21 protein-coding genes are annotated in these 22,166 nt (G+C 69.2%); 14 read left to right on the top strand and 7 right to left on the bottom strand.

What is annotated here, in order from left to right; genetic code table 11:
* Window positions 1–4 precede the first annotated feature (4 nt).
* The 5 genes from F9B16_RS03250 to F9B16_RS03225 are packed head-to-tail and all read right to left on the bottom strand — an operon-like array spanning window position 5 to window position 5,409.
* On the bottom strand, window positions 5–2,257 hold the full coding sequence (locus F9B16_RS03250; protein ID WP_225991311.1) for a tyrosine-type recombinase/integrase: 2,253 nt from the start codon (window positions 2,255–2,257) through the stop codon (window positions 5–7).
* Complete coding sequence (locus F9B16_RS03245) at window positions 2,254–3,240, bottom strand: tyrosine-type recombinase/integrase (protein ID WP_151538291.1); 987 nt, start codon at window positions 3,238–3,240, stop codon at window positions 2,254–2,256. Before F9B16_RS03245 ends, F9B16_RS03250 begins: the two co-directional genes overlap by 4 nt.
* Complete coding sequence (locus tag F9B16_RS52395) at window positions 3,147–4,052, bottom strand: adenine nucleotide alpha hydrolase family protein (RefSeq protein ID WP_225991310.1); 906 nt, start codon at window positions 4,050–4,052, stop codon at window positions 3,147–3,149. Before F9B16_RS52395 ends, F9B16_RS03245 begins: the two co-directional genes overlap by 94 nt.
* A 10-nt stretch (window positions 4,053–4,062) precedes the next feature.
* Window positions 4,063–5,049, bottom strand: coding sequence for a C40 family peptidase (locus F9B16_RS03235; protein ID WP_151538290.1), 987 nt, complete (start codon window positions 5,047–5,049; stop codon window positions 4,063–4,065).
* Between the two features lie 27 nt (window positions 5,050–5,076).
* Window positions 5,077–5,409 carry a helix-turn-helix domain-containing protein gene (locus F9B16_RS03225; protein ID WP_151538289.1) on the bottom strand — a complete coding sequence of 111 codons (333 nt, stop codon included), beginning with the start codon at window positions 5,407–5,409 and terminating at the stop codon, window positions 5,077–5,079.
* A 492-nt stretch (window positions 5,410–5,901) separates the two neighbouring features.
* Here F9B16_RS03225 and F9B16_RS03220 point away from each other — a divergent pair, with 492 nt between their 5' ends.
* The 14 genes from F9B16_RS03220 (at window position 5,902) to F9B16_RS03155 (ending at window position 18,952) form a co-directional block, all read left to right on the top strand.
* Window positions 5,902–6,153, top strand: a complete 252-nt coding sequence (locus F9B16_RS03220) for a hypothetical protein (RefSeq protein ID WP_151538288.1) — start codon at window positions 5,902–5,904, stop codon at window positions 6,151–6,153.
* Entirely contained in the window at window positions 6,144–6,494 is a 351-nt protein-coding gene (locus F9B16_RS03215) for a hypothetical protein (RefSeq protein ID WP_225991309.1), read from the top strand. The genes F9B16_RS03220 and F9B16_RS03215 overlap by 10 nt, the downstream gene beginning before the upstream one ends.
* A gap of 200 nt (window positions 6,495–6,694) precedes the next feature.
* A complete protein-coding gene (locus F9B16_RS03210; protein WP_151538287.1) occupies window positions 6,695–7,261 on the top strand; it encodes a hypothetical protein in 567 nt (188 codons plus the stop codon).
* Complete coding sequence (locus F9B16_RS03205) at window positions 7,258–8,670, top strand: hypothetical protein (protein ID WP_151538286.1); 1,413 nt, start codon at window positions 7,258–7,260, stop codon at window positions 8,668–8,670. Before F9B16_RS03210 ends, F9B16_RS03205 begins: the two co-directional genes overlap by 4 nt.
* Window positions 8,660–10,135 carry an SCO6880 family protein gene (locus F9B16_RS03200; protein ID WP_225991308.1) on the top strand — a complete coding sequence of 492 codons (1,476 nt, stop codon included), beginning with the start codon at window positions 8,660–8,662 and terminating at the stop codon, window positions 10,133–10,135. The genes F9B16_RS03205 and F9B16_RS03200 overlap by 11 nt, the downstream gene beginning before the upstream one ends.
* A 51-nt stretch (window positions 10,136–10,186) precedes the next feature.
* Window positions 10,187–11,608 (top strand): hypothetical protein, encoded by a 1,422-nt coding sequence (locus F9B16_RS03195; RefSeq protein WP_151538285.1) that lies wholly within the window; start codon window positions 10,187–10,189, stop codon window positions 11,606–11,608.
* Entirely contained in the window at window positions 11,605–13,419 is a 1,815-nt protein-coding gene (locus F9B16_RS03190; protein WP_151538284.1) for a type IV secretory system conjugative DNA transfer family protein, read from the top strand. The genes F9B16_RS03195 and F9B16_RS03190 overlap by 4 nt, the downstream gene beginning before the upstream one ends.
* 79 nt (window positions 13,420–13,498) lie before the next feature.
* The gene (locus F9B16_RS03185; RefSeq protein ID WP_151538283.1) at window positions 13,499–13,903 is read left to right on the top strand and encodes a DUF4913 domain-containing protein; all 405 of its coding nucleotides are present in this window, start codon (window positions 13,499–13,501) and stop codon (window positions 13,901–13,903) included.
* A gap of 45 nt (window positions 13,904–13,948) precedes the next feature.
* Window positions 13,949–14,776 carry a hypothetical protein gene (locus F9B16_RS03180; protein WP_151538282.1) on the top strand — a complete coding sequence of 276 codons (828 nt, stop codon included), beginning with the start codon at window positions 13,949–13,951 and terminating at the stop codon, window positions 14,774–14,776.
* A gap of 48 nt (window positions 14,777–14,824) precedes the next feature.
* Window positions 14,825–15,670 (top strand): hypothetical protein, encoded by an 846-nt coding sequence (locus F9B16_RS03175; RefSeq protein WP_151538281.1) that lies wholly within the window; start codon window positions 14,825–14,827, stop codon window positions 15,668–15,670.
* Between the two features lie 26 nt (window positions 15,671–15,696).
* A complete protein-coding gene (locus F9B16_RS03170) occupies window positions 15,697–16,152 on the top strand; it encodes a hypothetical protein (RefSeq protein ID WP_151538280.1) in 456 nt (151 codons plus the stop codon).
* Window positions 16,153–16,157: 5 nt separating this feature from the next.
* Complete coding sequence (locus F9B16_RS03165; RefSeq protein ID WP_151538279.1) at window positions 16,158–16,940, top strand: hypothetical protein; 783 nt, start codon at window positions 16,158–16,160, stop codon at window positions 16,938–16,940.
* A 122-nt stretch (window positions 16,941–17,062) separates the two neighbouring features.
* Window positions 17,063–17,446 carry a hypothetical protein gene (locus F9B16_RS03160; protein WP_151538278.1) on the top strand — a complete coding sequence of 128 codons (384 nt, stop codon included), beginning with the start codon at window positions 17,063–17,065 and terminating at the stop codon, window positions 17,444–17,446.
* 24 nt (window positions 17,447–17,470) lie between these two features.
* A complete protein-coding gene (locus F9B16_RS03155; protein WP_151538277.1) occupies window positions 17,471–18,952 on the top strand; it encodes a hypothetical protein in 1,482 nt (493 codons plus the stop codon).
* Here the strand turns inward: F9B16_RS03155 and F9B16_RS03150 are convergent.
* Both F9B16_RS03150 and fxlM read right to left on the bottom strand, forming a co-directional pair.
* A complete protein-coding gene (locus F9B16_RS03150) occupies window positions 18,895–20,046 on the bottom strand; it encodes a hypothetical protein (protein WP_151538276.1) in 1,152 nt (383 codons plus the stop codon). The two genes, F9B16_RS03155 and F9B16_RS03150, sit on opposite strands and share 58 nt — an antisense overlap.
* A gap of 1 nt (window position 20,047) precedes the next feature.
* On the bottom strand, window positions 20,048–22,144 hold the full coding sequence (gene fxlM / locus F9B16_RS03145; protein ID WP_151538275.1) for a methyltransferase, FxLD system: 2,097 nt from the start codon (window positions 22,142–22,144) through the stop codon (window positions 20,048–20,050).
* Window positions 22,145–22,166 lie beyond the last annotated feature (22 nt).

Here is a 22,166-nt window from a genome sequence, read left to right as displayed (position 1 = left end):
TAGGTCACGCGGTGCCTCCGGTCAGGCTGTCGCGTAGTGCGGTGAGTGAGATGAAGGCCCTGTCGTGGCCGAGTTGGTTGGGAGTAGGGCCGGCTGGCGTGGGGGTGTCGGCGAGTCGTTCGGCGAGGGCGGCGACGGCGTCGCGGTCTCCTTGGAGGGCTTGGCGTTCCTCGTCGGTGAGGTCGAGTTGTTCGAGCATGCCTTCGATGCCGTCCTTGACGGCCAAGAGCTGCCCGGCGTGGGATTGTTTGGGCAGGTAGAAGGGGCAGCGGGCGCAGGCCAATCGGTGGGGGCACTTGGCGAAGAAGTCGTAGGTGCAGTAGCCGTCGCCCAGGTCGTAGTACTTCCAGGGCTGTCCGTCGGCGGCCGCGCCGCTGCGGATGGTGTCGCGGTCGATGAGGACTTCGATGGTGCGGACGTTGCGGGCGAAGTAGTCGGCTTTCTTGTAGGCGGCGGTGAGGGTGCGTTGCAGGATCGCGGCGTAGTGACGGGTGCTTGAGGGGTGTTTGTGGCCGAGCCATTGCTGCAGGTCGGCCAAGGTGAGCGGGTCGCGGGCGTTGAGGAGTTGGGTGGCGATGGTGGCGCGGGCGCGGTGGCTGGTGAGCGCCCCGCGTGAGTCGTGCATCGGGATGCCCGCCTTGGTGCAGAGCGCTGGGATGACGTGGTCGTTGAGGTAGCCGCCGCCGACGAGTTGCCCGCGGTGGGTGAAGAGGTGCTGGCGGCGTTGTCGAGTTTTGCGGTCGGTGATGTCGGGCTGCGGAGCACGGACGAGTTTCCATGCCTCGATGAGCTGGCCGACGACGGGGTCGACGGGTTTGGTGAAGGCGGCGCTGGTCTTGTTGGCCGGGACGCGCAGCAGGCAGACCCGATAGGTCTCGCCGGTCTGTTCGTCGTGGCCTTCGTCCCAGATGATGCAGTCCAGTTCCAGGCGGCGGATCTCGTCGACGCGGCAGCCGGCGAACAGCCAGACGCCCACCATGGCCCGGACCATCTCGATCGGGTAGTAGTTGGCCTGGTAGCCGACGTCTTTGGCGCGCGGGGTGCCGTAGGGCTTGAGATCTTCGGAGTTAAGGGTCAGACCAGCGGCCATGAGTTTGGCCCAGGACGCGTCGTCGATGATCCGCGGGTTCGGGACGATCTGCGCCCGTGCCGAGGTGGGCAGGGAGAGCACTTTGCGCGGGTCGAAGTTGGGGGTGATCCATTCCCAGTCGATCAGCTCACTGAAGAAGCTGCGCAGGCAGTCGATGCGGTGGGCCTTGCCCGTGATGCTCAGTGGTTCGCCCAAGCGGCTGGTGTTGCGGTTGTGTCCGGCCCACTGGCCGATGGTGGCGCTCATGGTGTCGGCGACGTACTCGGCTGCCATGTCCCGGGTCCAGGCAGCCGGGGCGATCGCGTCCGGGTGCTTGTCAGCGGCCCATCGTCCGGCGATCAGCACCATCGGGAACTTTGTCTTGAGCGTGGACGGTTCGCAGGTGGTCAGCGCGCGCCAGCGCTCGACCAGCTCCAGCCACTCGGCTGGGACCGTGGTCAGCGTCTCGGGCCGGGTGCCGCGCTGTTGGTCGACGTTCTGAAGCGGACGGCTGATGAGGCCCTTGTGCGCTAGGACGCGAGAAATCTTGATCAGCCCGCGGCGTCGGCTGCTCACTGGATACTGCGCGGCCAGCTCGGCCAGCCGTGCCTCGTCGATCTGGTGAAGGTCGACGGTGTCGCAGGTCAGCAGCAGGTCCCAGACCGCGCAGTTGATCTGGTGGCCGAGCGTGTCGGCCGAGTTCACGCCCCAGGACCGCAGTGTGTCGCGAACTTCGGTGAGCGCGGGATCGCCGCGCCCAGGGCCGAAGACCAGCTCCCCGAGCACGCTCAGGCGCTGAACACCGGCATGGTGGTGCAGTCGGCGGTGGCCGCCCAGCCGCATTCCCAGTGCCACCAGGTGCAGTCGAGCTTCCTGCTTCGCGCTGCTTTTGGTGCCGGTCAGCGCGAGCCATTCGTGCTGGTCCCAGGCCCAGTAGGGACGTTGACGACGGTGGACCTCCATCAGCACCCGGATGCGTGCCTTGCTGGCCTGTTGCCCCCAGTCGTGGGACGCCTGGTCGATCGGATCGATCAGCCGTGCGAGGACGACCCGGTCCCGGGGCTGGATCTTGGCGTGAGCATAGGCCGCGATCCTGGCCAGGCACGTGCTTTCCGCCGCGGTCAGGGGCGGATCCAGGTCCAGTGGTGCGTCGGCCGAGTGTGCTGTGGCCTGCGACGCCGCGCTCACTGGTCCTCCTCCAACGCCGCGAGCAGCCGTTCCCGGTCGGCCTGGATCGAGGCAGTGGTCGTGCGGAGCCGGGCGGCCAGTTCGCGGCCGCTTAGGTGGATGTAGCGAAGCGTGGTGGACACGTTGCGGTGTCCGGCGTACTGGGCGATCTGGTCGATGGTCCAGTCGGCTCGGGCAAGGTCGGTCAGCCGCAGGTGCCGGAAGGTGTGGGTCGACAGCCGTGGAACTCCGGCGTCGCTTCCGAGGCCAGCGACGATCTTTGACCAGCTCGACGCTCCGAGCGGAGCGCCGAAGTTCCGGCGTGAGGTGCTCAGTAGGAGTCGTCCGCCACCACGTCCGACGATCTGGCGCCGTTCGGCCAGGTGGCTCATGAACAGGCGGGAGGTGGCCTGGCCGAAGCTGACCTCGCGTGACCGCTTCGACTTGGTGGTCTCGGCCCGAAGGTGGATCAGTGCATGGGCGGGTTCGAAGTCACCGACCTCCAGCTGCACCAGTTCCTCTCGGCGCAGCGCTCCGTCGTAGGCCAGCGCCACCATCAGTCGGTTGCGCAGCGGTAGCGCCCGTGCCGACCTCAGGATCTTCTGCCAGTCCCACTCGTTGGGGATCCACGGTGCCTGCTCGACCCGACGCACCAGTCCCTGGCGCGCGCGGGCCCCCCGTCGGCTTGACTGCCCACTGCGTACCGGGTTGCGTTCCCGCAGGCCGTCCTCGACCAGGAACTGGTAGAAGGACCGGGCGGCGATGACGTACTGCTGGATCGTGGCGTTCGCCAGCCCCGCTCCCGAGTCCAGGTGCACGAGCTTGGAGGTTCGCGGGTTCGGGCGTTGGTGCAGGTCACCGATCCACGCTGCCACCACATCGGCCCGGACCGCCAACGGGTCCGCACCCGTCAGACGACAGAACCGCAGGTGATCCTCAACCGCCCGTCCGTAGGCCAGGACGGTGTTGGACGCCCGGCCGATGTTGAGGTGAACTGCAACCACCGTCGCGCGTGCTCGTCCCCGGCGAGCAGGGGGAACTTCTCCCAGGAGATCGATGTCATGAGCGACGAACGTAGAGGTCGCAGATTCCAAATAAGGCAGAACCAGCAGGAGGATTTGGGTGGGACGGGCAGGCCAGCGGAGCGGATGATGCGAGGGCAATCGGTGCGGCGGATCCGCAGGTCCAGCAGTGGATAGACGATGCGTTCGTATGCTTCGTGGCGGCGGGTGTTGGCGCGGTGAATTTCGTCGAGGCTGATGCCGATGGCGATGGTGGCGGGGTTTTCGGGGCTGGCGCCGTGGGCTTTGAGCCAGCGGCCGATGACGCGGATTTTGAAGTCGGCGGTGCAGGAGCGGGTGCCGGGTGCGCCGTTGCTCATGCGGACGGGGATGGGGATGGAGCGGGAGCCTTCGCGCATGAGGCGGCCGTAGAGGGTTTCGGTGGTGCCGTCGCGGCGGATGCGGTGGAGCTCACGCACCTCGATGCCGTGTGCGGCGGCGTAGGGGGCGGCGTGGTCGCGGACGTAGGCGAGGGTGGCGGGGTGTTCGGAGTCGTCGCCGACGTTGGCGAACAGGAAGGTGCGGAAGTCGATACGTCCTTGGGCGGCCAGGACGAGGGCGGCGGTGGATTGCCAGCCGCCGCCGTAGCTGAACGCCCGGATCGGTCCGCACGGCGGCGGTGTCTTTCTGGTTCGGGAGAGTGCCGGGTGGCGGGCGGTGCGGTTCGGCCGGGTGCGGCCGTGGGCCTGATCGTGGTCGCGGTTGTCGCGGCAGTTCTGGTGGGTGGTGGCGTGGGCGTCGTGGTCGTGGGGCATGGTCCTCCAGTCAGGTTGCGATGTGAGCGGTGCTGGGGCGGGTGGCACCGATGTACTGGCGCTCGCGGTAGGGGTTGCCGGTGAACTGGGAGATGCGGACGACGTCGCCGGTTTGGGGGGCGTGGATCATCTGTCCGCGGCCGTAGTAGAGCCCGACGTGGTGGATCGTCGCGGGGTTGCGGGTGTCGGTGGCGAAGAACAGCAGGTCACCGGGGCGTAGTTGGGTGCGAGCGATGTGCGGGCCGGCGGTGTATTGGGCGGCCGCGACGCGTGGGAGTTGGATGCCGGCTTTGGCCCAGGCGTATTGGGTGAGGCCGGAGCAGTCGAACCCTTTGGTGCCGGCGCCTTGGGCGATGCCGTAGCTGGGGCCTGCCGGGCCGCCGCCGCCCCAGGAGTAGGGGGTGCCGAGCCAGCGCAGCGCGGCGCGGACCGCAACGGTGCCGCGTCCGCTCGCGGTGAGCGTGGGTGTGGGGGTGGCGTAGGCGGCGGCTTGGGTGAGGACTTTGTGGACGTACGAGTCGGCGTGGTTGTACTGCCAGATCGCTTGGTAGAGGTGCCGTCCGCCTTGGCCAGCGTGGTTGGCGCACAGGTAGCGGGCGGCGCCGTAGATGGCGTCGGCGGGGTTGTAGCGGTCGGTGTGTCCGTCGTGGTCGCCGTCAACGCCATAGGTCGCCCAGGTGCCGGCGAGGAACTGCATGGGTCCGGCGGCGCCCGCACTGTTCTCCCCGGTCTTCACACCGGGTGCGGTGGAGCGGCCGTGGTCGGATTCGATCTTGCCGATCGCGGCCAGGATGTTCCAGCCCAGGCCGGGACAGGTTCGGGCGGCGTCGAGGTACCAGCGCAGGTAGGCGGGTGGGATGTCGGTGCGGGCGAGCCGGGTGGGCGCTCCCGCCGCCGGACCGGCGCCGATGGCCGGGTCCTGTTGTCCGGCCAGGAGCAGGACGAGGCCGAACGGGAGCGCCAGGACGGCGGCGCAGATGGTGGCGGCGGCTTTCACCGGGCGGGCCGCCGCCGGGCTGGAGCGTTAGTCGGTGTCGGTGTCGGCGTGGGAGTCGGTGGTGGGGTGTTGGGCGCCGGTGCGGGCGCGGCGTTGGGCGCGGTAGCCGGCTCCCTTACGTGTGGGCTGGGTGGGTTGGTCGTGCTGCGGGTCATCGGCGGGGCCCCCGGGTTGGTGGTGGGGCTGCCGCAGCACCTCGCGGACCGCTTCCCAGGAGTAGCGGAAGTCCTTGCCGGTCTTGAGGGCGGGGATCTGCCCGGCGTTGGCCATCCGGCGGACGGTCTGGGGCGACAGGCCGAGTTTGGTCGCGAGTTCGGCGGTGGTGAGCACGTCGGGGTCGCGGCCGGGCGTGTCGGTCATCGCTGGAGCTCCTGGGGTTGCGGTCATGGTGCGGTTGGTCCTTTCAAGTGTGGCTGATCGGGTGCTGCGGTAGCGCGTTGTTGGCCTGGTTGGCTTGTGAAGAAGTTGTTTGGTGATGCTTGCGCTCCACAAGTCTGCCACTTACTGTGATCACTCATCAACCCAGAGCAATGATTCGGGGGTATGGGTGAGTCTTCGCCAAACCAGAACGATCCGCCCGACACCGGTCCCAGGGCCGGGTGCGGGGGTAGGGCCGACACGGGAGGCGCTGGATGTGGTGGTGGCCGGTGCGCACGGCGGCGCCGGCACCAGCACTCTCGCTGCGCTGCTGCCGACCGCGTGGGACATGGGCTCGATCGAGTCGCTGCTGGAGCTGGACTGCGCACCGCTGGACGCCAAGGGCCGACCGATCGTGCTCGCCGCGCGCAACACCGCGGCGGCGGCCACGCGGGCGACCGCGGCGATCGGGTCCTGCGTGAGTGGGAGGAGCGGGTGGCGGCGCTGGCGATCGTCAGCGACGGCGGCCCCGAATCGCGCGACGCCACCGCCCGGTTCGCGCTGCTGGAGGCGCGCGTCGGCGGCATCGTCCGCGTCCCGCACGTCCGCCAGCTCCGCCTGGTCGAGGACCCGACCGAGGTCGTCCTGCCTGGCAAGGCACGGCACGCCATCGAGCAACTCCGCCGCCTGGTCGGCGACGCCAGTGACGGCAAGGCAGTGCGCCGCAGGGAGGTGGGATGTCACTGACTCTCTTCGTTCTCCGCGCGGCGCAGGCCGGTGGGCTTCTGGGGGAGCCTGGGCGGCTGTGGCCGCAGGACGGCGCGAGCCCGGGGGTGAAGGTGCCCAACCCGCCCGCGTCACCGCCGCCGGGGCTGGACGCCAAGATGAACACGCTGCTGTCGTGGGGCAAGTACGGCGTGCTGATCTGCGGCCTGGCCGGACTGTTCATCTGCGGAGGACAGATGGCCATCGGCCGCAAGAACCGTTCCTCCTTCGCCGCCGACGGAGCGACCGGCATCCCCTGGGTGCTCGGCGGCCTCACCCTCGCCGTGTCCGCAGCCGGGATCGTCGGGGTGTTCTTCACATGACCCGACTCCCTCGCATCACCCGGCCACGCAAAACGGACACAGCCGGCTCATCGGCGCGGCGCACCGGCGGGCTGCTCCTCGCCGCGATCCTTGGCGGCGGTCTCGTCGGCGCCGCCACGCACCTGACGCTCCCCGCTCCCGATCCGACCCCGCACATCACACCGGCTTCCGCCCCGCCGTCTCCTCCCGATGAGCGGGTGGTGGCCGCTCCGCCCGTGTCGTTCGCTGGGGTGACCTGGCGCGACTACCACGGCGTCGCCCTCCCCTACTCCGCTGCGGACGGTCCACGCAGTACCGCCGGTGATCTGGCGTCCGGGTTCGCGCGGACACCGTCCGGGGCGCTGCTGGCCGCGGTGCACGTCGCGGTTCGCGCGAACGCGCAGTGGGGGCCGAAGGTGTTCGAGCCGACCATCACCAAGCAGGTCATCGGCCCGGACACCTCCACTCTGCTGGCCGCAACGCGGCAGCTGTACGACAAGCGCCGCGGGAAGCTTCACGACGGCGCGGCGCTGGGGCGCGCGTACGTGGTGCTGGAGGGATTCCGCTGGCAGGGCTACTCCCCCGACACCGCCAGCCTCGACCTGGTCTCCGCCGGCCCCGGCGACAGCGACATGACGGTACGGGCCGTCACCCGGATCCAACTGCAATGGCAGGACAACGACTGGCGGGTCATCGCCCCGCCGGGCGGGACGTGGGGCGGGGCGGCAGCCTCGATCGCCTCTGCCGACGGCTACGTCCGCTTCCCGAACGGAGGCAGCCGCTCATGACGCTGGCCTTGGTTCCACCGGACCCGTGCTCATCGGTGCTGGACCCGAGCTGCGTGCAGACCGTCGACAACGACGACCACCCCTGGGGCCCGCCGATGCCCGACATCCCCGGCGAGATCGGCAGCAACGCCGTCGAGGAGGCAGCCAAGGCGTTCCAGTCCGCGGTCGGGTGGCTGGTCTCCCACACCGCATCCTGGTGGGTGGAGACACCCTCGCCGAACCTGGAGACCGAGTCAGCGGTCGGCTATCTGCAGCTGCTGGTACAGCCGCTGACCATCGCCGTCGCGGTGCTGGCGCTGCTGGTCGTCGCGGGGAAGATGGCGCTCACGCGCAAGGCGAACCCGGCGGTCGATGCTGGCCGCGGGCTGGTCGTGCTGGCCGTGGTGACGGTCATCGGGACGGTGCTGCCGAACCTGCTCCTGCAGTGGGGCGACCAGTGGAGCGGATGGGTGCTGGACGCGTCCTCCCAGGGCGGCTTCGCCAAGCGGATGGCCGAGATCGTGATCATCCCCACCGGTACACCCGCGGCGCTGGTTCTGGTGCTGTCCCTGGTGGCGTTGTTCATCGGCATCATTCAGGCACTGCTCCTGCTGTTCCGCGGTGCCGCACTGGTCATTCTCGCCGGACTGCTGCCACTCGCCGCCGCCGGAGGCCTCACCGCCGCGACAAAGTCGTGGCTGACCCGTGTCGGGGGCTGGACGCTCGCGCTCATCTTCTACAAGCCGGCGGCGGCAGGTGTGTACGCGACGGCGTTCACCCTGATCGGCAACGGGAAGAGCATCCGGACGGTGCTGATGGGCTTTGTGATGATGCTCATCAGCCTGATCGCCTTTCCGGTGCTGCTGAAGTTTTTCGATTGGACCACCGGCGGCACCGGCTCCAGCACCGGAGGCGGCATCCTCGGCGCGCTGATGGGCAGCGCTACCGCGCTCGGTGCCCTGCGCGCCTACGGCGCGGCGAGCGGTTCTGCGGGCGCGGGCCGCGGCGCGGCAGGCGAGCACGCCGACTACCTCAACCAGCAACTGGGAAGTCCGGACCAGGCGCCCACGGGCGGTGACGTTCCATCGCAGCCGCCCACCGACCCCGAGCACACCACTGGCGGCCATCGCGGTACCGGCCCCGATGACACGTTCGTTCCGGACCCGGGCGCTCCGTCCGGCGGCCCACAACCAGGCACGGACCCTTCCGACACCTCAGGGCGGGCAACACCCCGTACCGGCGGCAACGGATGGTCGCCACCCGACGGCGGTCATGGCGAGCCCGTCGGCCCTGTGGCGATGCAGACCGCCGAACGCGAGCGGCACCGCGGCGCAGACACGCTGCGCTGGATGGGCAACCCCACCGGCTCCACCGACACCGGCGGCCCCTCGGGGGCGGCTGGCGAGGGAGGTGGCGCGGGTGGGGCATGACATCCGCACCTATGGCGGCTGGCGCCGCCGGCACGGGATCGGCCTGCTCGGCATGGACACCACGTCGACCTTCGTCGCGCTGGGCGTAGCGATGCTGCTGGTCCTGATCGCCGCCACCGTGCCTCACGTGCTCATCTACCTTCTGCCGCCGACGCTGATCGGTGGTGCGCTGGGACTGATCCGAGTGGGAGGGGTTCCGCTGGTACGGCTGCTGTTGGCGCGGTGCCGGTGGCGTTGGGGCGTGCTGCGTGGCCACAACCGTTACCGCGCCGGAGTCGTCATCGACCACCCGCGCGCCTTCCAGCTCCCCGGCGTGCTCGCACCATTGACGTTGCTGAGTGCCGAGGACGGCTACGGCGGCCGGTACGGGATCGTGTGGGACCGACGCACCGGGCTGCTCACCGCCACGTTGCGGGTGGTGCCGGCCTCGACCTGGCTGGCCGACCGCACCGACGCCGACACCTGGGTCGCGGCCTGGGGCGGATGGCTCGCCGCACTCGGGCACATGCCCGCCGTCCGGTGGGTCACCGTCACGATCGACACCGCGCCCGAGCCCGGCTCCACCCTGGCCGATGCCGTTGACCGAGCCGTCGTGGCGACCGCCCCTGCTCCAGCTCGCGCCATCATGAGCGAACTCGTCAGGACGGCCCCGGCCGCAGCCGCCGACGTCGACACCCGCGTCTCAATCACCTTCGATCCCAGGGCGTCCACGGCCGGCCCGAAGGACCTGTTCGAGGCGGTCGCGGAACTAGGCCGCATCCTCGATGGGCTGGCCTCCCGGCTGGGTGGCTGTGGTGTCTCCGTCCGCGGACGGGCCAGCGCCGCCGAAATCGCCGGGACGGTGCGGACCGCGTTCGACCCGCACGCCCGCGGCGAGGTCAACCGCCTCCTCTCCGGGGCCAACGCCGAAGACGCGCTGACCTGGTGTGATGCCGGCCCGATTGCGGCGACCGAGCACACCGACCGCTATGAGCACGATGGTGGTGTCTCGGTGAGCTGGGCGTGGCACGAGCCGCCCCGCCAAAACGTCCGCTCCGACATCCTCGCCCGCCTCGTCGCGCCCGGCCCATTCCCCAAACGCGTCACACTGCAGTACCGGGCGCTGCCCGCCGCGGCGGCGAGTCGTGTGCTGCAGCAGGAGGTGAACGCGGCGGCGTTCCGCGCGCAGTTCCGGCGCCGCACCGGCCGCGACGAAACCGCCCGCGACAGCTGGGATTCGGCGCGCGCCCGCCAAGCCGCTGTCGAGGAGGCGATGGGCGCCGGGGTGTGCCTGGTGTCGATGTACGCCACCGTCACCGTCACCGAACCCGAGCAACTCCGCCGGGCCGTCGCGCACGTCGAGGCGTCCGCCGACGCCGCCAAGATCCGCCTGCGGCGGCTGTGGGGCAGCCAGGCCGCCGGGTTCGCCACCACGCTCCCGTGCGGCATCTGCCCGCCCGAAGTCTCTCGCCGCCTCATCCACTGAACATCCGGAGACTGGAGGTCAGGGCACGTGCCCACCGTCGAAACGCAAGCCATGTCCGAACCACTCGGCCCGCCGTGGGGCTGGCGCGGTCCCGACGCCGGACGAGCAGCACATGTCGAGCCCGCCCCGGAATTCCAAGCCACCACCAGCCAGGTCTGCGGCCTGTATCCCTTCACCGCCGGATCCGGCACACCCACCGTCGGCACCCCGGTCGGACGCCACCAGCTGTGGGGCGAGGTCGTCTGCCTCGACCCGTTGGCCTGGCTGCGGGCGGGTCTGGTCACCAACCCCGGCATGTTCGTCCTCGGCCAGCCCGGCACCGGCAAGTCCACGCTGGTCAAACGCCTGGTCACCGGCGCCGTCGCCACCGGCACCACCCCGATCGTCCTCGGCGACACCAAACCCGACTACACCCGCCTGGTCGACTACCTCGGCGGCCAGGTCATCCGTGTCGGACGCGGCGTCGACCGCATCAACCCCCTCGACGCCGGCCCGTTGGACGAAGCCCGCCGCCGTCTCGCCGGCGCTGATGCCGATGCCCTGTGGTGGGAGATCCGCTCCCGCCGCCTGTCGCTGCTGCTGGCCCTGGCCACTCTGGTCCGCGAGGCCCGCATCACCAACGCCGAAGAGGTCGTCCTCGGCCGCGCCATCGACCTGCTCGACGACCGCCTCGACCACGAGCCCACCATCCCCGACGTCCTGCACATCCTCGAGCAAGGGCCCGACGAGTTGCGGTCGGCGACCCGTACCGACACCTCCGGCTCCTACCGCGCCCAGACCCGCGACCTGGTCTTCACCCTCGACCTGCTCATCTCCGGCTCCCTTGCTGGCGTGTTCGACGCCGCCACCACCCGCCCGCTCGACCTGAACGCCCCAGCGATCAGCGTCGACATCTCGCGAGTCCGCGCGGCCGGCGACAAACTGCTCACCGCGGCGATGCTGTGCACCTGGGCCTATGCGTTCGGCATGGTCGACGCCGCCACCGCCCTGGCCGACCTGCATGCCGCACCGCGCCGCTCCTACCTGGGCGTCATGGACGAACTGTGGCGCGCGCTGCGCGGCGCGCCCGGGCTGGTCGAGCACGCCGACGCCCTGACCCGCCTCAACCGCGCCAAGGGCATGGCCTCCATCATGATCACCCACTCCCTCGCCGACCTGGACGCGCTGGCCACCGAGGAAGACCGCGCCAAGGCCAAGGGCTTCGCCGACCGCTCCGCCATCACCGTCCTGGCCGGCCTCCCGCCCCGCGAACTCGCCCGGATACACGAGATCACTCCACTCACCGGCCCCGAGCAGCAGCTCGTCACCTCCTGGTCGGCGCCGGACTCCTGGCAGCCCGGCGCCCGCCACCCCGGCCGCGGCAAATACCTCATCAAGACCGGTGAACGGCTCGGCATCCCCGTCGAACTCTCCCTCGTCGGCCCCGAGGCCGACCTCTACGACACCGACCAGGCCATCCGGGCCACCGCATGACCCGAGCCCTCGGCCCCCGCGCCTCGATCCTCGACACCAACGCCGGCGCCGCCTGGCTCGTCCTGGCCGCCTGCTGGACACCCATCACCGCCCTCTGGCTCGTCTGGTTCTCAGCCAAACTCGCCGCAACCCTCGCCGGAGGAACCGTTGCCCACTTCGGCGCAGGCTTCGCCGTCGCGCTCGCGCGTCACCAGTTCCAGGTCGCCTGGCCGGAGACCCCGACGCCGCTCGTCCTGCTCATATTGGTGCTGCTGCTCACAGCACTGGGCGGGGTCGGCTGGACGGTCTGGCGGCGCATCGCGGCACGTCTTCCTCAACCCGGCGACGCGGTCGCCGCGCTCGCCGACAACCCCGGCCTCGCCGAACTCCAACCATCCGCAACCGCCGAGAAGGCCGTCGCGCTGCGCCGCTCCCTCACCGCCCCGCCCGAGCAGCTCGACCGCGACGACATCGGCCTGGTCCTGGGTGACGTGCTGCTGCCCGGCGACCGGAGCGGGCCGACACTGTTCGCCTCCTTCGAGGACACCGTGATCGCGTTCATGGCGCCCCGCTCCGGCAAGACCACCACCCAGTCCATCCCGCACGTACTGTCCGCGCCCGGACCGGTCATCGCCACCAGCAACAAAGCCGACCTGTGGGCCGCCATCTCCACCGTCCGCGCCAACCGCACCAACGGGCGGACCTGGCTGTTCGACCCCCAGCACATCACTTACCAACCTCAGAGCTGGTGGTGGAACCCCCTCGCCGGCCTGACCACCGTCGAAGACGCCCACCGCCTGGCCGGGCACTTCGTCCTCACCGTCGACGACGGCCAGAAGAAGGACCTGTGGGGACCCGCCGCACAAGACCTGCTGTGCGCGCTGTTCCTGGCCGCCGCCACCTCCGGCCGCTCCCTGCACCACGTCGCCCAATGGCTCGACGAACCCGCCGTCCCCACCCCCATCGAACTCCTCCAAGACGCCGGATTCGCCCTGATGGCCTCCTCGCTGAAAGGCACCCAGAACGGCGCGGTCGAAACCCGCGACGGCATCTACCAGACCGCCCGCACCGCCGCCAAAGCCCTCCGCGACCAAGAAATCCTCGCCTGGGTCACCCCCGCCCGCGACCTGCCCGTCTTCGACCCGCACACCTTCGCCGGCACCCGCGACACCCTCTACCTACTGTCCAAATCCCTATCCGCCGCGGCGCCGCTGATCGCCGCGCTCACCGACACCACCATGCGCGCCGCCGAACGCCGCGCCGAACAAGCCGGCGGACGCCTCGACCCACCCCTCATCGTCGCCCTCGACGAAGCCGCCAACATCTGCCGCATCGCCGACCTCCCCCAGCTGTACTCCCACCTCGGATCCCGCGGCATCATCCCCGTCACCATCCTGCAAAGCTACGAACAAGGCGTCACCGTCTGGGGCGAACCCGGCATGGCCGCCCTCTGGGGAGCCGCCACCCGCAAACTCATCGGCGCCGGCATCGACTCCCCCCGCCTCGTCCGCGACCTGGCCACCCTCATCGGACAACACGACGTCCCCGTCCGCTCCATCACCTACAACGACGGACGCGCCAGCGAACAGATCTCCCTGCGCCGCCAGGACATCCTCGAAGCCGCCGACATCCGCGCCCTGCCCACCCGCACCGCCCTCCTCCTGGCCACCGGCACCAAACCCGCCCTCATCCGGTTGCGGCCCTGGTACCGCGGCCCCCACGCCACCGCCATCAACAAGGCGATCAGCGCAGCCGACACCGCCATCGCCCAGGCCGCCCGCCGCCACTACGCCCAGCCCGAACGCACTCAGCTACCGGAACTGGACGCCTAACGCCGCGCCTCGCCACCCACGAAACCGCCGAGACAAACGGTGACCTCGCCATGCCCAACACCGAAGTTCAGGAGACCCAATGCCCGTCGAAGACATCGCCGCCAATCCCGGAGGCGAGAAGCTCAAGCCGCTGTACCCGAGCCTGACCAGCTGGGTGACCACCCACTTCGTCCCCATGTACCGCCGCACCCTCGGCGGCGAATTCCGCTGGTGCGCCCAATGGTGGCACCACGGCGAAGCGATCTCCCGCCTCACCGCCCTCTGGTACGCCTGGGAAGCCATGCGCCTGCAAGGCGCCACCGGCCTAGCCCTGTGGTACCGCGACCACCTCGACCACCAACTCCCCGTCCTTCTCGGCCCCCGCGGCCCCTTCTACCAATGCACCGAAACCGAACACCTCACCCCACACGAAGCCCGCATCGTCCCCGTCCCCGACGGCTGGCTCGGCCCCGACCACGACTCACTCTCTGTGGCCGAAGCCTGATTCCGGGGGCCGCACCACTTCTCACGCCACTGACTGGAGATTCGCATGCCCGATCCCGATGACGCCGTCGCCGCAGTGCTCGACGCCTACCAGGACCAGCTTCTGCCCGCCAGTACTCCCAGCCACCGCGCCAACTCTTCACTGGCCGAGTCGCTCGTCCAGTCGTTGCTCGAGCATCTCGCCCGCTACGCCGCCCACCAGAACCTGAACGTCCACGACACACTCGAGGAGCTCCACCAGCGCAGCCTCGACCACAGCGGAGCCGAAGCCGACCCCGTCCACAACTTCCGGCTCGGCGCCCAAGTGCAGATCCGCCAACAGGAGACCCCCACGGGAGCCGAACCGCGGTATCCGCGCTGGCGCGGCTTCATCACCTCCCTCACCGAAACACCGGGCGGCGACGCTCGTTGCATCGTCCGGGTCCCGGCCGTCGCCAAAGCCGTACACGTCACCGCGTCCGAACTCGAACCGGCCGACGCGCTCCTGCCCATCGCCACCAGGACAGCAGGAGTCGTTCATCATGCACGCGATGCCGAACAGGCGATCACCGCCCTCACCGCCTGGCTCAAACGGAACGCCGACACCCTCCCGGTCACCTATCCGGAAAAGCTGGACGACCTGGGCCGCCTGGCCGAAGCCCTGGCCGGCTGGTCCGGCGGCACCACCCAAGGGATCATCCACCCTCTCTTCGCACGCAACCCTGGCACCGCTCAACAGGCAAAGGCACCAGCCGAAGACGGCCCGCGCCCGGCCCCGGTCGCCCGGCTGGCCGCGATGGGGTTCCCGCAGGGCCCCGAAACCATTCCACCCGACGAACCGCCCGCTGTCGCCAGGCGCCCGGAGCGTTCCCAGCGGCGCCCGCGCCGCCCCTAGATCGCCCCAGCGCTCGACCCGCCAACACACCGACCCGATGGAGGTTGCATGACCGACGCCGGCGCCGAAGAGTTCGCCGAGTTCGGAGCCGCCGCTCTCGATGCCTTCCAAGCCCTCTTCGAGCAGACCGAGCACCTCGACCACCGCACCAACGACGAAGACGCACGCGAGCTGATCAGCGACCTGCTGGTCGACCTGATGCACTACGCCGAACGCCGCGGAATCGAGTTCAACGACATCGCCGCCGAAGCGCAGGCCTACTACGACACCGAACGCAACAACCCAAACGCCTTCGCCATCGGCTCGACCGTCCAGCTCGAAGGTCCCGCCGCCGACGAGGCCATCCTGCTGGGACAGCCGACCCGAGGCAGCGTCGCCGGCGTCTTGGTCTCCGACCAAGGCCAGACCGAGTACTACGTGCGCTTCCTCGGACACAACGAGAACCGAGCCGTCCTCGCCGCCGATCTGGAACCCGCGCCACCCTTCCCGGAAACACCAACGGCGAAGGGAGTCGTCAACGACCCGCTCATGGCTGAGCAGCTCATGGTGGAGACGGCAACCCGCATCGCCTTGGCGGACGTCGCCGGCGGGCAACCGACGCAGGATGACCTGCGCGATCACCGGACTCTGCTGGATGCGCTCACGTCCTGGAACGACATGGACGAACGCAACGTCACCGATCTGCTCCTGAGCAAGGTCGCCGACCACATCGGCGCCACCGAGCCCAACGGCCTCCCAGACGCCCCGGTACGGCAACCCAGCACCGACCTCACGCCGGCCCAGCTCGCGGCGCAAGGCTTTCCGGTTCCGCTGGCCAAGAGCATCACCGACTCCCACGAACCACCCGCGCACTCTCCCAGCCCTCCGCAAAGACGGCCCGGCCTCGCGCGCTGACCCATCGCACCCACACACCTCGATCGATGAACAACATCACGGAGGATCCGCTGAACCACCAGTTCCAATACCTCACCCGACAGATCAAAGCCGCCGACTCCATCCCCGCCCTCCTCACCTGCACCTTCATCGGCCTGGACCTGGTCGAACGGGCCATCACCGTCCTGCCCGACATGGACATCGACATCGGCACCGACACCGACACCGACACCGATCAGGCTGGTCCCGGCAACGAGACCGCACTCATCGAGGCCACAGACGCATGGTGGGCGCTCTCCGAAGCCCCCACCCTCGCCTGGCCGACCAGCGCAGCCATGAACACAGACGACGTACGGCAGCTCACTGAGGCGATCGCCGGGTTCGTGCTGGTCCTTGCGGAGGCGATGCTCAACGTCGCGTCCAAGTCATCCGACCCTGGGGACCGCGTGGCGTGCCTGCGGGCCGCGCACCATGTCGGCCGCCTCCACGCGACCCTGAAGTAGGCGCCATGACCGACCACGGCTTCAACGCCACGCAACTGGCCCGCGCCACCCAGATCGTCCGCACCTACGAGCAGCGCGCCTTTCCCGGCGGCGGTTCCCTGCTCGACCGCGACCCGCTCTACACCCGAGCCCTGCTCAGCGCCCTGATCAACGACCTGGAGCACTACGCGACCAACAACGACCTCAACTTCGCCGAGGTCATCAGCAGCGGACGCGCAACCAGCCCTCGACACTCCGCTGACGACACCGGCCCGCACAAGGTGGGCGACGAAGTACGTCTCCCCCTTCACGGCGACCGCTGCGGCACCATCGTCGGCTGGACCAACAGCAGATCCCAAGCCGAGACGACCTTCCTGGTCGAGGTCCCCGGCATTCCCAACATCATCGCCGCGCCGGCCGCCCACCTTGCACAGGCACCGCCCTTCCCTCGAACGGAGACGATCCTGGGCACGATCACCTACGCTGACCAGGCCGAACACGCCTACGTCAGCCTCGGCGGCCGTCTTGCCACCGCCAAGGCATCCGACCGCGCCGCCGTCAGACGCGACTGCGACAAGCTGATCGAGGCCCTCAGCTCCTGGACGGGCGTCCCCGCGCACCAACTGCGGAACGAGCTCGATCCCAAGCCACCACCGTCCGCGCCCAGCGGCCGTCCACGCGACGCCGCAGCCGCAGCCCGCGACTTCCCCTACGACCTCACTCAGGGCATCCCGCCCGAGCCAGAACCGGCCCCCAGCCGGCCCACCAAGCAGCCCAGGCCCCGCCGTGGCCCCGGCCAAGCCGCCTGACAACAGCCAGGAGCTCAAATGCTCACGACCTCTTTCCACCAACACGGCCAAGCCCGGATCCGTCCCGGACCAGCACGCCCGGCACGGCGCCAGCCCCATTCGCTCGGACCAAGGACCAGCAGATGACCCACGAACGCGAGCACGCCCAGGTCCGCCAGACCTGGTTCACCGAACTCCTCAACACCGCCCTCAATGACCTGGCCCACGCCGAACGCGTCATCACCGCCTTCGCCGCCCAGGAACCCTACGGATTCATCGCCTGGGGCATGGCCGAAGGCGAAGCCACCCAAGCCCACCGCGCCCTACGCCAGGCCCCGTCTCTGCAGGCCGCCGCGCCCACCGACCTCGACACCGCCAACGCGACCGCCGACGCGCTGTTCGAACTCGCCAGCAAGGTCTCCAAGAGCCTGGTGCGCGCCGCCGAACTGGCCAGCGATCCCGACGACAAGATGGCCTGTCTGCAAGCGGCCCTGCACGCCGGCCGGCTCCGCGAAGCCCTCTGGTAGCCGCCCATGGTCACCTTCGGGGAGATGACCGCACTCGCCGGCGAACACCTGACCGACCTCAAACAGGCCGTCCACGCACCCGACATCGCCCATCAAGCCGCCCAGCCCGCCGTCCGAGCCGAACTCTCCCAACTCGCCCACGTTCTCGTCCGCTACCACGACCAGATCGCCACCGGATTCGGCGTCCCGCACACCCAAGACCACGGCGTGCGGGACGCCGCGCGCCGCGCCTCTGCCTTGATCAGCCACGCCCAGCAACTGCTGGGCCCCCGCTCCACCACCGAGACACCCGAGTCGATCCTGGCCGAGAAGATCCGCTGCGTGTCCATCGCCTTGGGCTGCGGCCTCGACCTCCTGGCCTCCCACGCCCCGACCACTCTGACCGAACCCGCCTCGGCCGACGCACCCACCATCGCCGCAACCGACACTGCCCGCTCGCTGCTGCACCAGCTCAGCGACCACATCGCCGCCGTCGCCCACCTGGCCAGACACACCGGGGATCCGTCGAACACCGCCAGTCGGCCACTCCTTACCGCCGCCGTTCTGTCCCGGGTGTTCGGCGAGAACGAACGGCCACCGATCAATCCCGTTCCTCTCCATCGCACGCCCGAACGGATCCCACCCAAGGTCGACGAAAGCCTTGCCGAAGCCCTCGCAGGTATCGACGCGAGCATTCAACGCTTGCACAATCCGACCGCACCCGGCTCGATCGCCAGTTGGCGCTATCTAGCCCGCGCAGCAGCCATCACCTGCGATATCAACAGCAAAATTATCCTCACCCTCACCCGGCGAATGGAGGAACTCAACGAGGACCGCCACATCTCAAACCTCAAAGAAGTCACTCGATCCATCAGGAGAACCAGCGGACGGTGGAAAGCGATCATCCGCCGCTGGGATACCTACGACGGTTTCGGCCACCCCGCCGCCGGGCCGGCCACGGACGCCGGCGACCTGATCATCCGCCTCGGCCGACTGATCCATACCGACCCCGCGTGGACGCCCAGCCCCCGCGCCTCCTACCAGGTCAAACCGCCCGACCAGCTCGCCGTCACCACGACAGACGCAGCACGCATCGGCACTGTGGCTCTCAAAGCCTTCGAAGCCTGCAACATCATCGCCGCCCACCACCGGACCGCGATCAACGATCTCGCTGTCATTGGCGTCCTCCAGCAGCAACAAGAACACCCGACCTTCAGTCCACGCGTCCCCGCGTCAATCCGAAACCTCCTCGGCCTCTACGAAGCCACCGAAACTCAGGGAGTCGAAACCGTCACCACGCTCGGACGCGCGATCGAAGCCCTCGCCAGTCACAATTCCGGTCACACCGACGAGGCCCGCCTCATCATCCGTCGCTCTACCGCCAAATCCGCGACCACCCAGGGCGTGCTCGCAGCCGCCGGCTTTCCGAAAGCCATCGGAGAATGCCTTACCGAGTCACGACCGCAAGTTCAACGTGCGTCTCCAGCCGGAAGGGAAGGCGCTACTCGAAGACCTTCAGTCTCCTGAAGAACCTTCGCGGTGTGCTCTTCGCTCGTCTGCACTCCTGCCAGGAGCCGATTCAGGTGCCGATCTGGTAGGTATCCCTGGTCCAGGTGTGCCGATTCCATGGCTGCCCGCAACTCGCGTTGCTGATCGGTGGTGATCACCTGGCGGAGGCCGACGTCGGCAAGGATGTCCCTTGCGACGTATCCATCCTTGCTGGCCAAGGCCTCCGCCAAGAGGTGGTCGACGGCTCCCGCCAACGCTTCCCTCCCCTCGGCAATGTCGACCACGGCCATGCCGAGGCGGGTGCGGAAAACCGCGAGCTCCGGCTCGGGGCCGAGGCGGAGGTAGTGCTCCACCATGGAGTCGACGGCACGAGCTGCCGACCGGCGAGCACTACGAAGGCAGTAGGCGGTAAGAGCGGCGGTCACCGCCTGTTCCCAGGACGCTGGCGCTCTGGTCTCTTGGAGGAGACATAGAGCAGAGGACGGGTCGCCACTCAGGATGCACGTCACGATCTTGATCTGACGGCCGTCCATGATGCGCTGCCCCACTCCACCGTGGCGCTCCGCGTGGGCGACGGCGCGTTCCCATTGGCCGGCGGCGACGAGCGCACGCGCGCCGTCGGCCAGCAGAACGCCCCACAGCCATTGGCAAACGATCCTGTGCTCGTCGTCGGAATGTGTGAAACCGGAGAAGGAAATCGGGTGGCCGGCCATGACGACGGCCTCTTGGGACTTGAAGGCGTGCCACAGGCGGTCGAGGTCCTCGGCGGCTCCTTGATGCTCCCCGGCGCGGATCCGTAGCCGCATGAGGTTGATGAGCGGCTCCAGCGCGTGCCGTGCCGCCGCCCATCCGAGGGGCTTGGCGCGCAAATACAGCGCCGCCTGTCTCCAACAGAGCTCGCGGGCGAGTTCGGGCACACCGCAGTCGCTGGCGATCAGTGCCGCCTTGTTGTGAGCAGATGCAGCCAGAGCGAGCGCGTCGTCCGCGGTCTTGCCGGCGGCGGCGTCGGCGAGTTCTTGAACCTCCTGGATCCGGTCCGCGAGCGCTCTGCAGGCTGGTCTCGGCCTGGCGACCAATGGGAATCGCCGTGCGATCCGCGCGAGGTCGTCCATGTCATTGCCAGGTGACGGTGAGGCGGGTGTTAGGGCGGTCGAAGGCGAATCGCCCCGGGGCCGGCTCCGTGGGGCCTGCAGTCTCCGTGGGCTGGATCTCGAACTGGACGGACCGCGCGCGGTAGTCCTGGTTCCAGATCTGGATGGCGTTGACGACCCGGTCGGCGAGCTCTGCGGCGCGCGGCCCGTGTGCGATCACCCCGACCTCGTACCGTTGGACGCCGTCGCCGTCCTCTACGGGGCGAACGGTGAGGTAGGCGAAGGCGTCCTTGTCGGGGACCGCCATGGCTCCCCAGCCGAACTGCGGCTTGACGAGGCCATGATCAATGGCCGAGCGCTGAACGCGCATATGGCTGAGGGCATGTTCCATGCTGCAGGCGAGCCAGAGGTGTAGCCACTCGAAGGACTCGGCTCCACCGAACAAGACACCGGTCCAGGCCTCCTCGCCTGGCCGATCCAGAGCTTCGGCGAGCGCGGCTTCGTCCACCGCCTGTTCGTGATTGACATGGAGGACGACGGAGTCATCGGGCCTCAGCGGGATGATGCGGCGGGCGTCATCGGCGATGCCGCGCAGGGGCATGAACGAGCACATCTCGCTGGAACGGCTCAGCCAGCGTCCGTCCTCGTGGGCGAAGGCGATCGAGCGCGACACACCGCCACGCAGCCGGAGCGGGACGACGATCAAGCCGTCCGGCGCGAGCTGGTCCAACCACGTCAGCGGGAGATCACCTGCGCCGACGGTGGCGATGACGCGGTCGTAAGGAGCGCCGTCCGGGTGGCCGAGGGCGCCGTCGCCCAGGAGGACGTCGACGTTCCGCGCGCCGGAGCGCGCCAATCCGGTGCGGGCGCCTTGGACGATGTCGTCGTCGACGTCGATCGTGGTGACGTGCCCGTCTTCACCGACCAGGTGAGAGAGCAGCGCGGCGTTGTATCCCGTGCCCGCCCCGATCTCCAAGACCCGATGGCCGCGCTCCACCAGCAGCTGTTCCAGCATCATCGCGACGACCGTCGGTTGGGATGCTGCGCTGATCGAGATGCCGCTGCCGTCCTGCTTGGTGGAGACCGCCTGATCCGCGTACGCCTCTTCGAGAGGTGAGGCGGGGACGAACGTGTGCCGCGGCACTGCGCGCAATGCGGCCTCGACTCCCTCGGTAGCGACGGTGCCCTGCTGGCGGAGTTGGTCGACAAGGAGATTGCGCAAGCGGTCGGCGTCGGCGGCCGTGTCGTTCGTTCCGGTGGCGGTCACCTCGGTGAGGTTAGAGCCGTTCCCTGGGGTTGTGAGTCCGGGCGCGCCGTCGTCGTTGGTTCCCATGACCACCTCGCTTGTCAGCGTTGCCAGTGCGTTCTGTTCGGTATAGGTCAGGCCCAGGCGATTCCAGTGGAAGATCACGTGGTGGGCCAGCACGGCCCGCAGGCCGCGTTCCAGCCGTCCGCGCAGCGCCAGTTCGGCGAGCTGCTGTCCGGCTCGTTCGAAAGCTGAGATCCAGTCGGCGATGTCGACCAGCGGGCCGCCGTGTACGAGGGTGCTCTCCGCACTCACGTCACTCGTCATGAGCCGGCGGGCGGACGTGCCGGCGTCGCCCGCCATGCGGGGGCGGTCTGCGCGTCGCTGGTGGGCGACCTTCGCCCACACGTCACCCTGCTCGTACCAGTCCTGTTTAGCGCCGCGCATCATCACGGTGCCAAGCAGAATCCCCAGTTCGCGCGCCCCCAGCCCAGGCGTCCCTGTGCGACGGCGGGCCAGGTATTCAAGGACGTTGCGGCTGTCGTGATGGAAGAGCTGGTGAGCGACCTCCATGGCCGTCCTGCCGCCGAAAGCGCGCGTCTCGGGTTCGTAGATGCCGGCTGCCCATCCGATGAGCCGGCCGTCGCTCTTGAGGTCGTCCAGGACGTCCGCGAGGTGATGTCGAGCGTCGTTTGCGCCGACCTGATAGCGGAGGCGCCAGTGGGGTGCTTTGCGGACGAAGAACCACCGGCGGATCGCTCCGTCCTTCCCGGCATCGGCGAGAACAGGGCGGAGCGCCGTCGCGGCGATCTCGTCTGCCTGCCTCCAGTCGGCGAAGTCGATGATGTACTGCGGCCAGTTCGAAGGGGCCATTCCGAGCCCTTCTCTTGCAGTT

Origin of the sequence: Actinomadura montaniterrae, assembly GCF_008923365.1 — a bacterium.
Taxonomy (GTDB): domain Bacteria; phylum Actinomycetota; class Actinomycetes; order Streptosporangiales; family Streptosporangiaceae; genus Spirillospora; species Spirillospora montaniterrae.
The sequence above is the reverse complement of the archived record's forward strand: the minus strand, read 5'-3'. Positions and strand labels throughout refer to the sequence as shown.

What these genes read in the sequence shown, in the direction of transcription:
- F9B16_RS03190 (WP_151538284.1), top strand. Translation starts at nt 11,605, where the DNA reads ATGACCCGAGCCCTCGGCCCCCGCGCCTCGATCCTCGACACCAACGCC.
- fxlM (WP_151538275.1), bottom strand. Translation starts at nt 22,144, where the DNA reads ATGGCCCCTTCGAACTGGCCGCAGTACATCATCGACTTCGCCGACTGG.
- F9B16_RS52395 (WP_225991310.1), bottom strand. Translation starts at nt 4,052, where the DNA reads ATGCCCCACGACCACGACGCCCACGCCACCACCCACCAGAACTGCCGC.
- F9B16_RS03195 (WP_151538285.1), top strand. Translation starts at nt 10,187, where the DNA reads ATGTCCGAACCACTCGGCCCGCCGTGGGGCTGGCGCGGTCCCGACGCC.
- F9B16_RS03215 (WP_225991309.1), top strand. Translation starts at nt 6,144, where the DNA reads ATGTCACTGACTCTCTTCGTTCTCCGCGCGGCGCAGGCCGGTGGGCTT.
- F9B16_RS03225 (WP_151538289.1), bottom strand. Translation starts at nt 5,409, where the DNA reads ATGACCGACACGCCCGGCCGCGACCCCGACGTGCTCACCACCGCCGAA.
- F9B16_RS03165 (WP_151538279.1), top strand. Translation starts at nt 16,158, where the DNA reads ATGACCGACCACGGCTTCAACGCCACGCAACTGGCCCGCGCCACCCAG.
- F9B16_RS03185 (WP_151538283.1), top strand. Translation starts at nt 13,499, where the DNA reads ATGCCCGTCGAAGACATCGCCGCCAATCCCGGAGGCGAGAAGCTCAAG.
- F9B16_RS03160 (WP_151538278.1), top strand. Translation starts at nt 17,063, where the DNA reads ATGACCCACGAACGCGAGCACGCCCAGGTCCGCCAGACCTGGTTCACC.
- F9B16_RS03175 (WP_151538281.1), top strand. Translation starts at nt 14,825, where the DNA reads ATGACCGACGCCGGCGCCGAAGAGTTCGCCGAGTTCGGAGCCGCCGCT.
- F9B16_RS03205 (WP_151538286.1), top strand. Translation starts at nt 7,258, where the DNA reads ATGACGCTGGCCTTGGTTCCACCGGACCCGTGCTCATCGGTGCTGGAC.
- F9B16_RS03170 (WP_151538280.1), top strand. Translation starts at nt 15,697, where the DNA reads ATGAACAACATCACGGAGGATCCGCTGAACCACCAGTTCCAATACCTC.
- F9B16_RS03180 (WP_151538282.1), top strand. Translation starts at nt 13,949, where the DNA reads ATGCCCGATCCCGATGACGCCGTCGCCGCAGTGCTCGACGCCTACCAG.
- F9B16_RS03150 (WP_151538276.1), bottom strand. Translation starts at nt 20,046, where the DNA reads ATGGACGACCTCGCGCGGATCGCACGGCGATTCCCATTGGTCGCCAGG.
- F9B16_RS03155 (WP_151538277.1), top strand. Translation starts at nt 17,471, where the DNA reads ATGACCGCACTCGCCGGCGAACACCTGACCGACCTCAAACAGGCCGTC.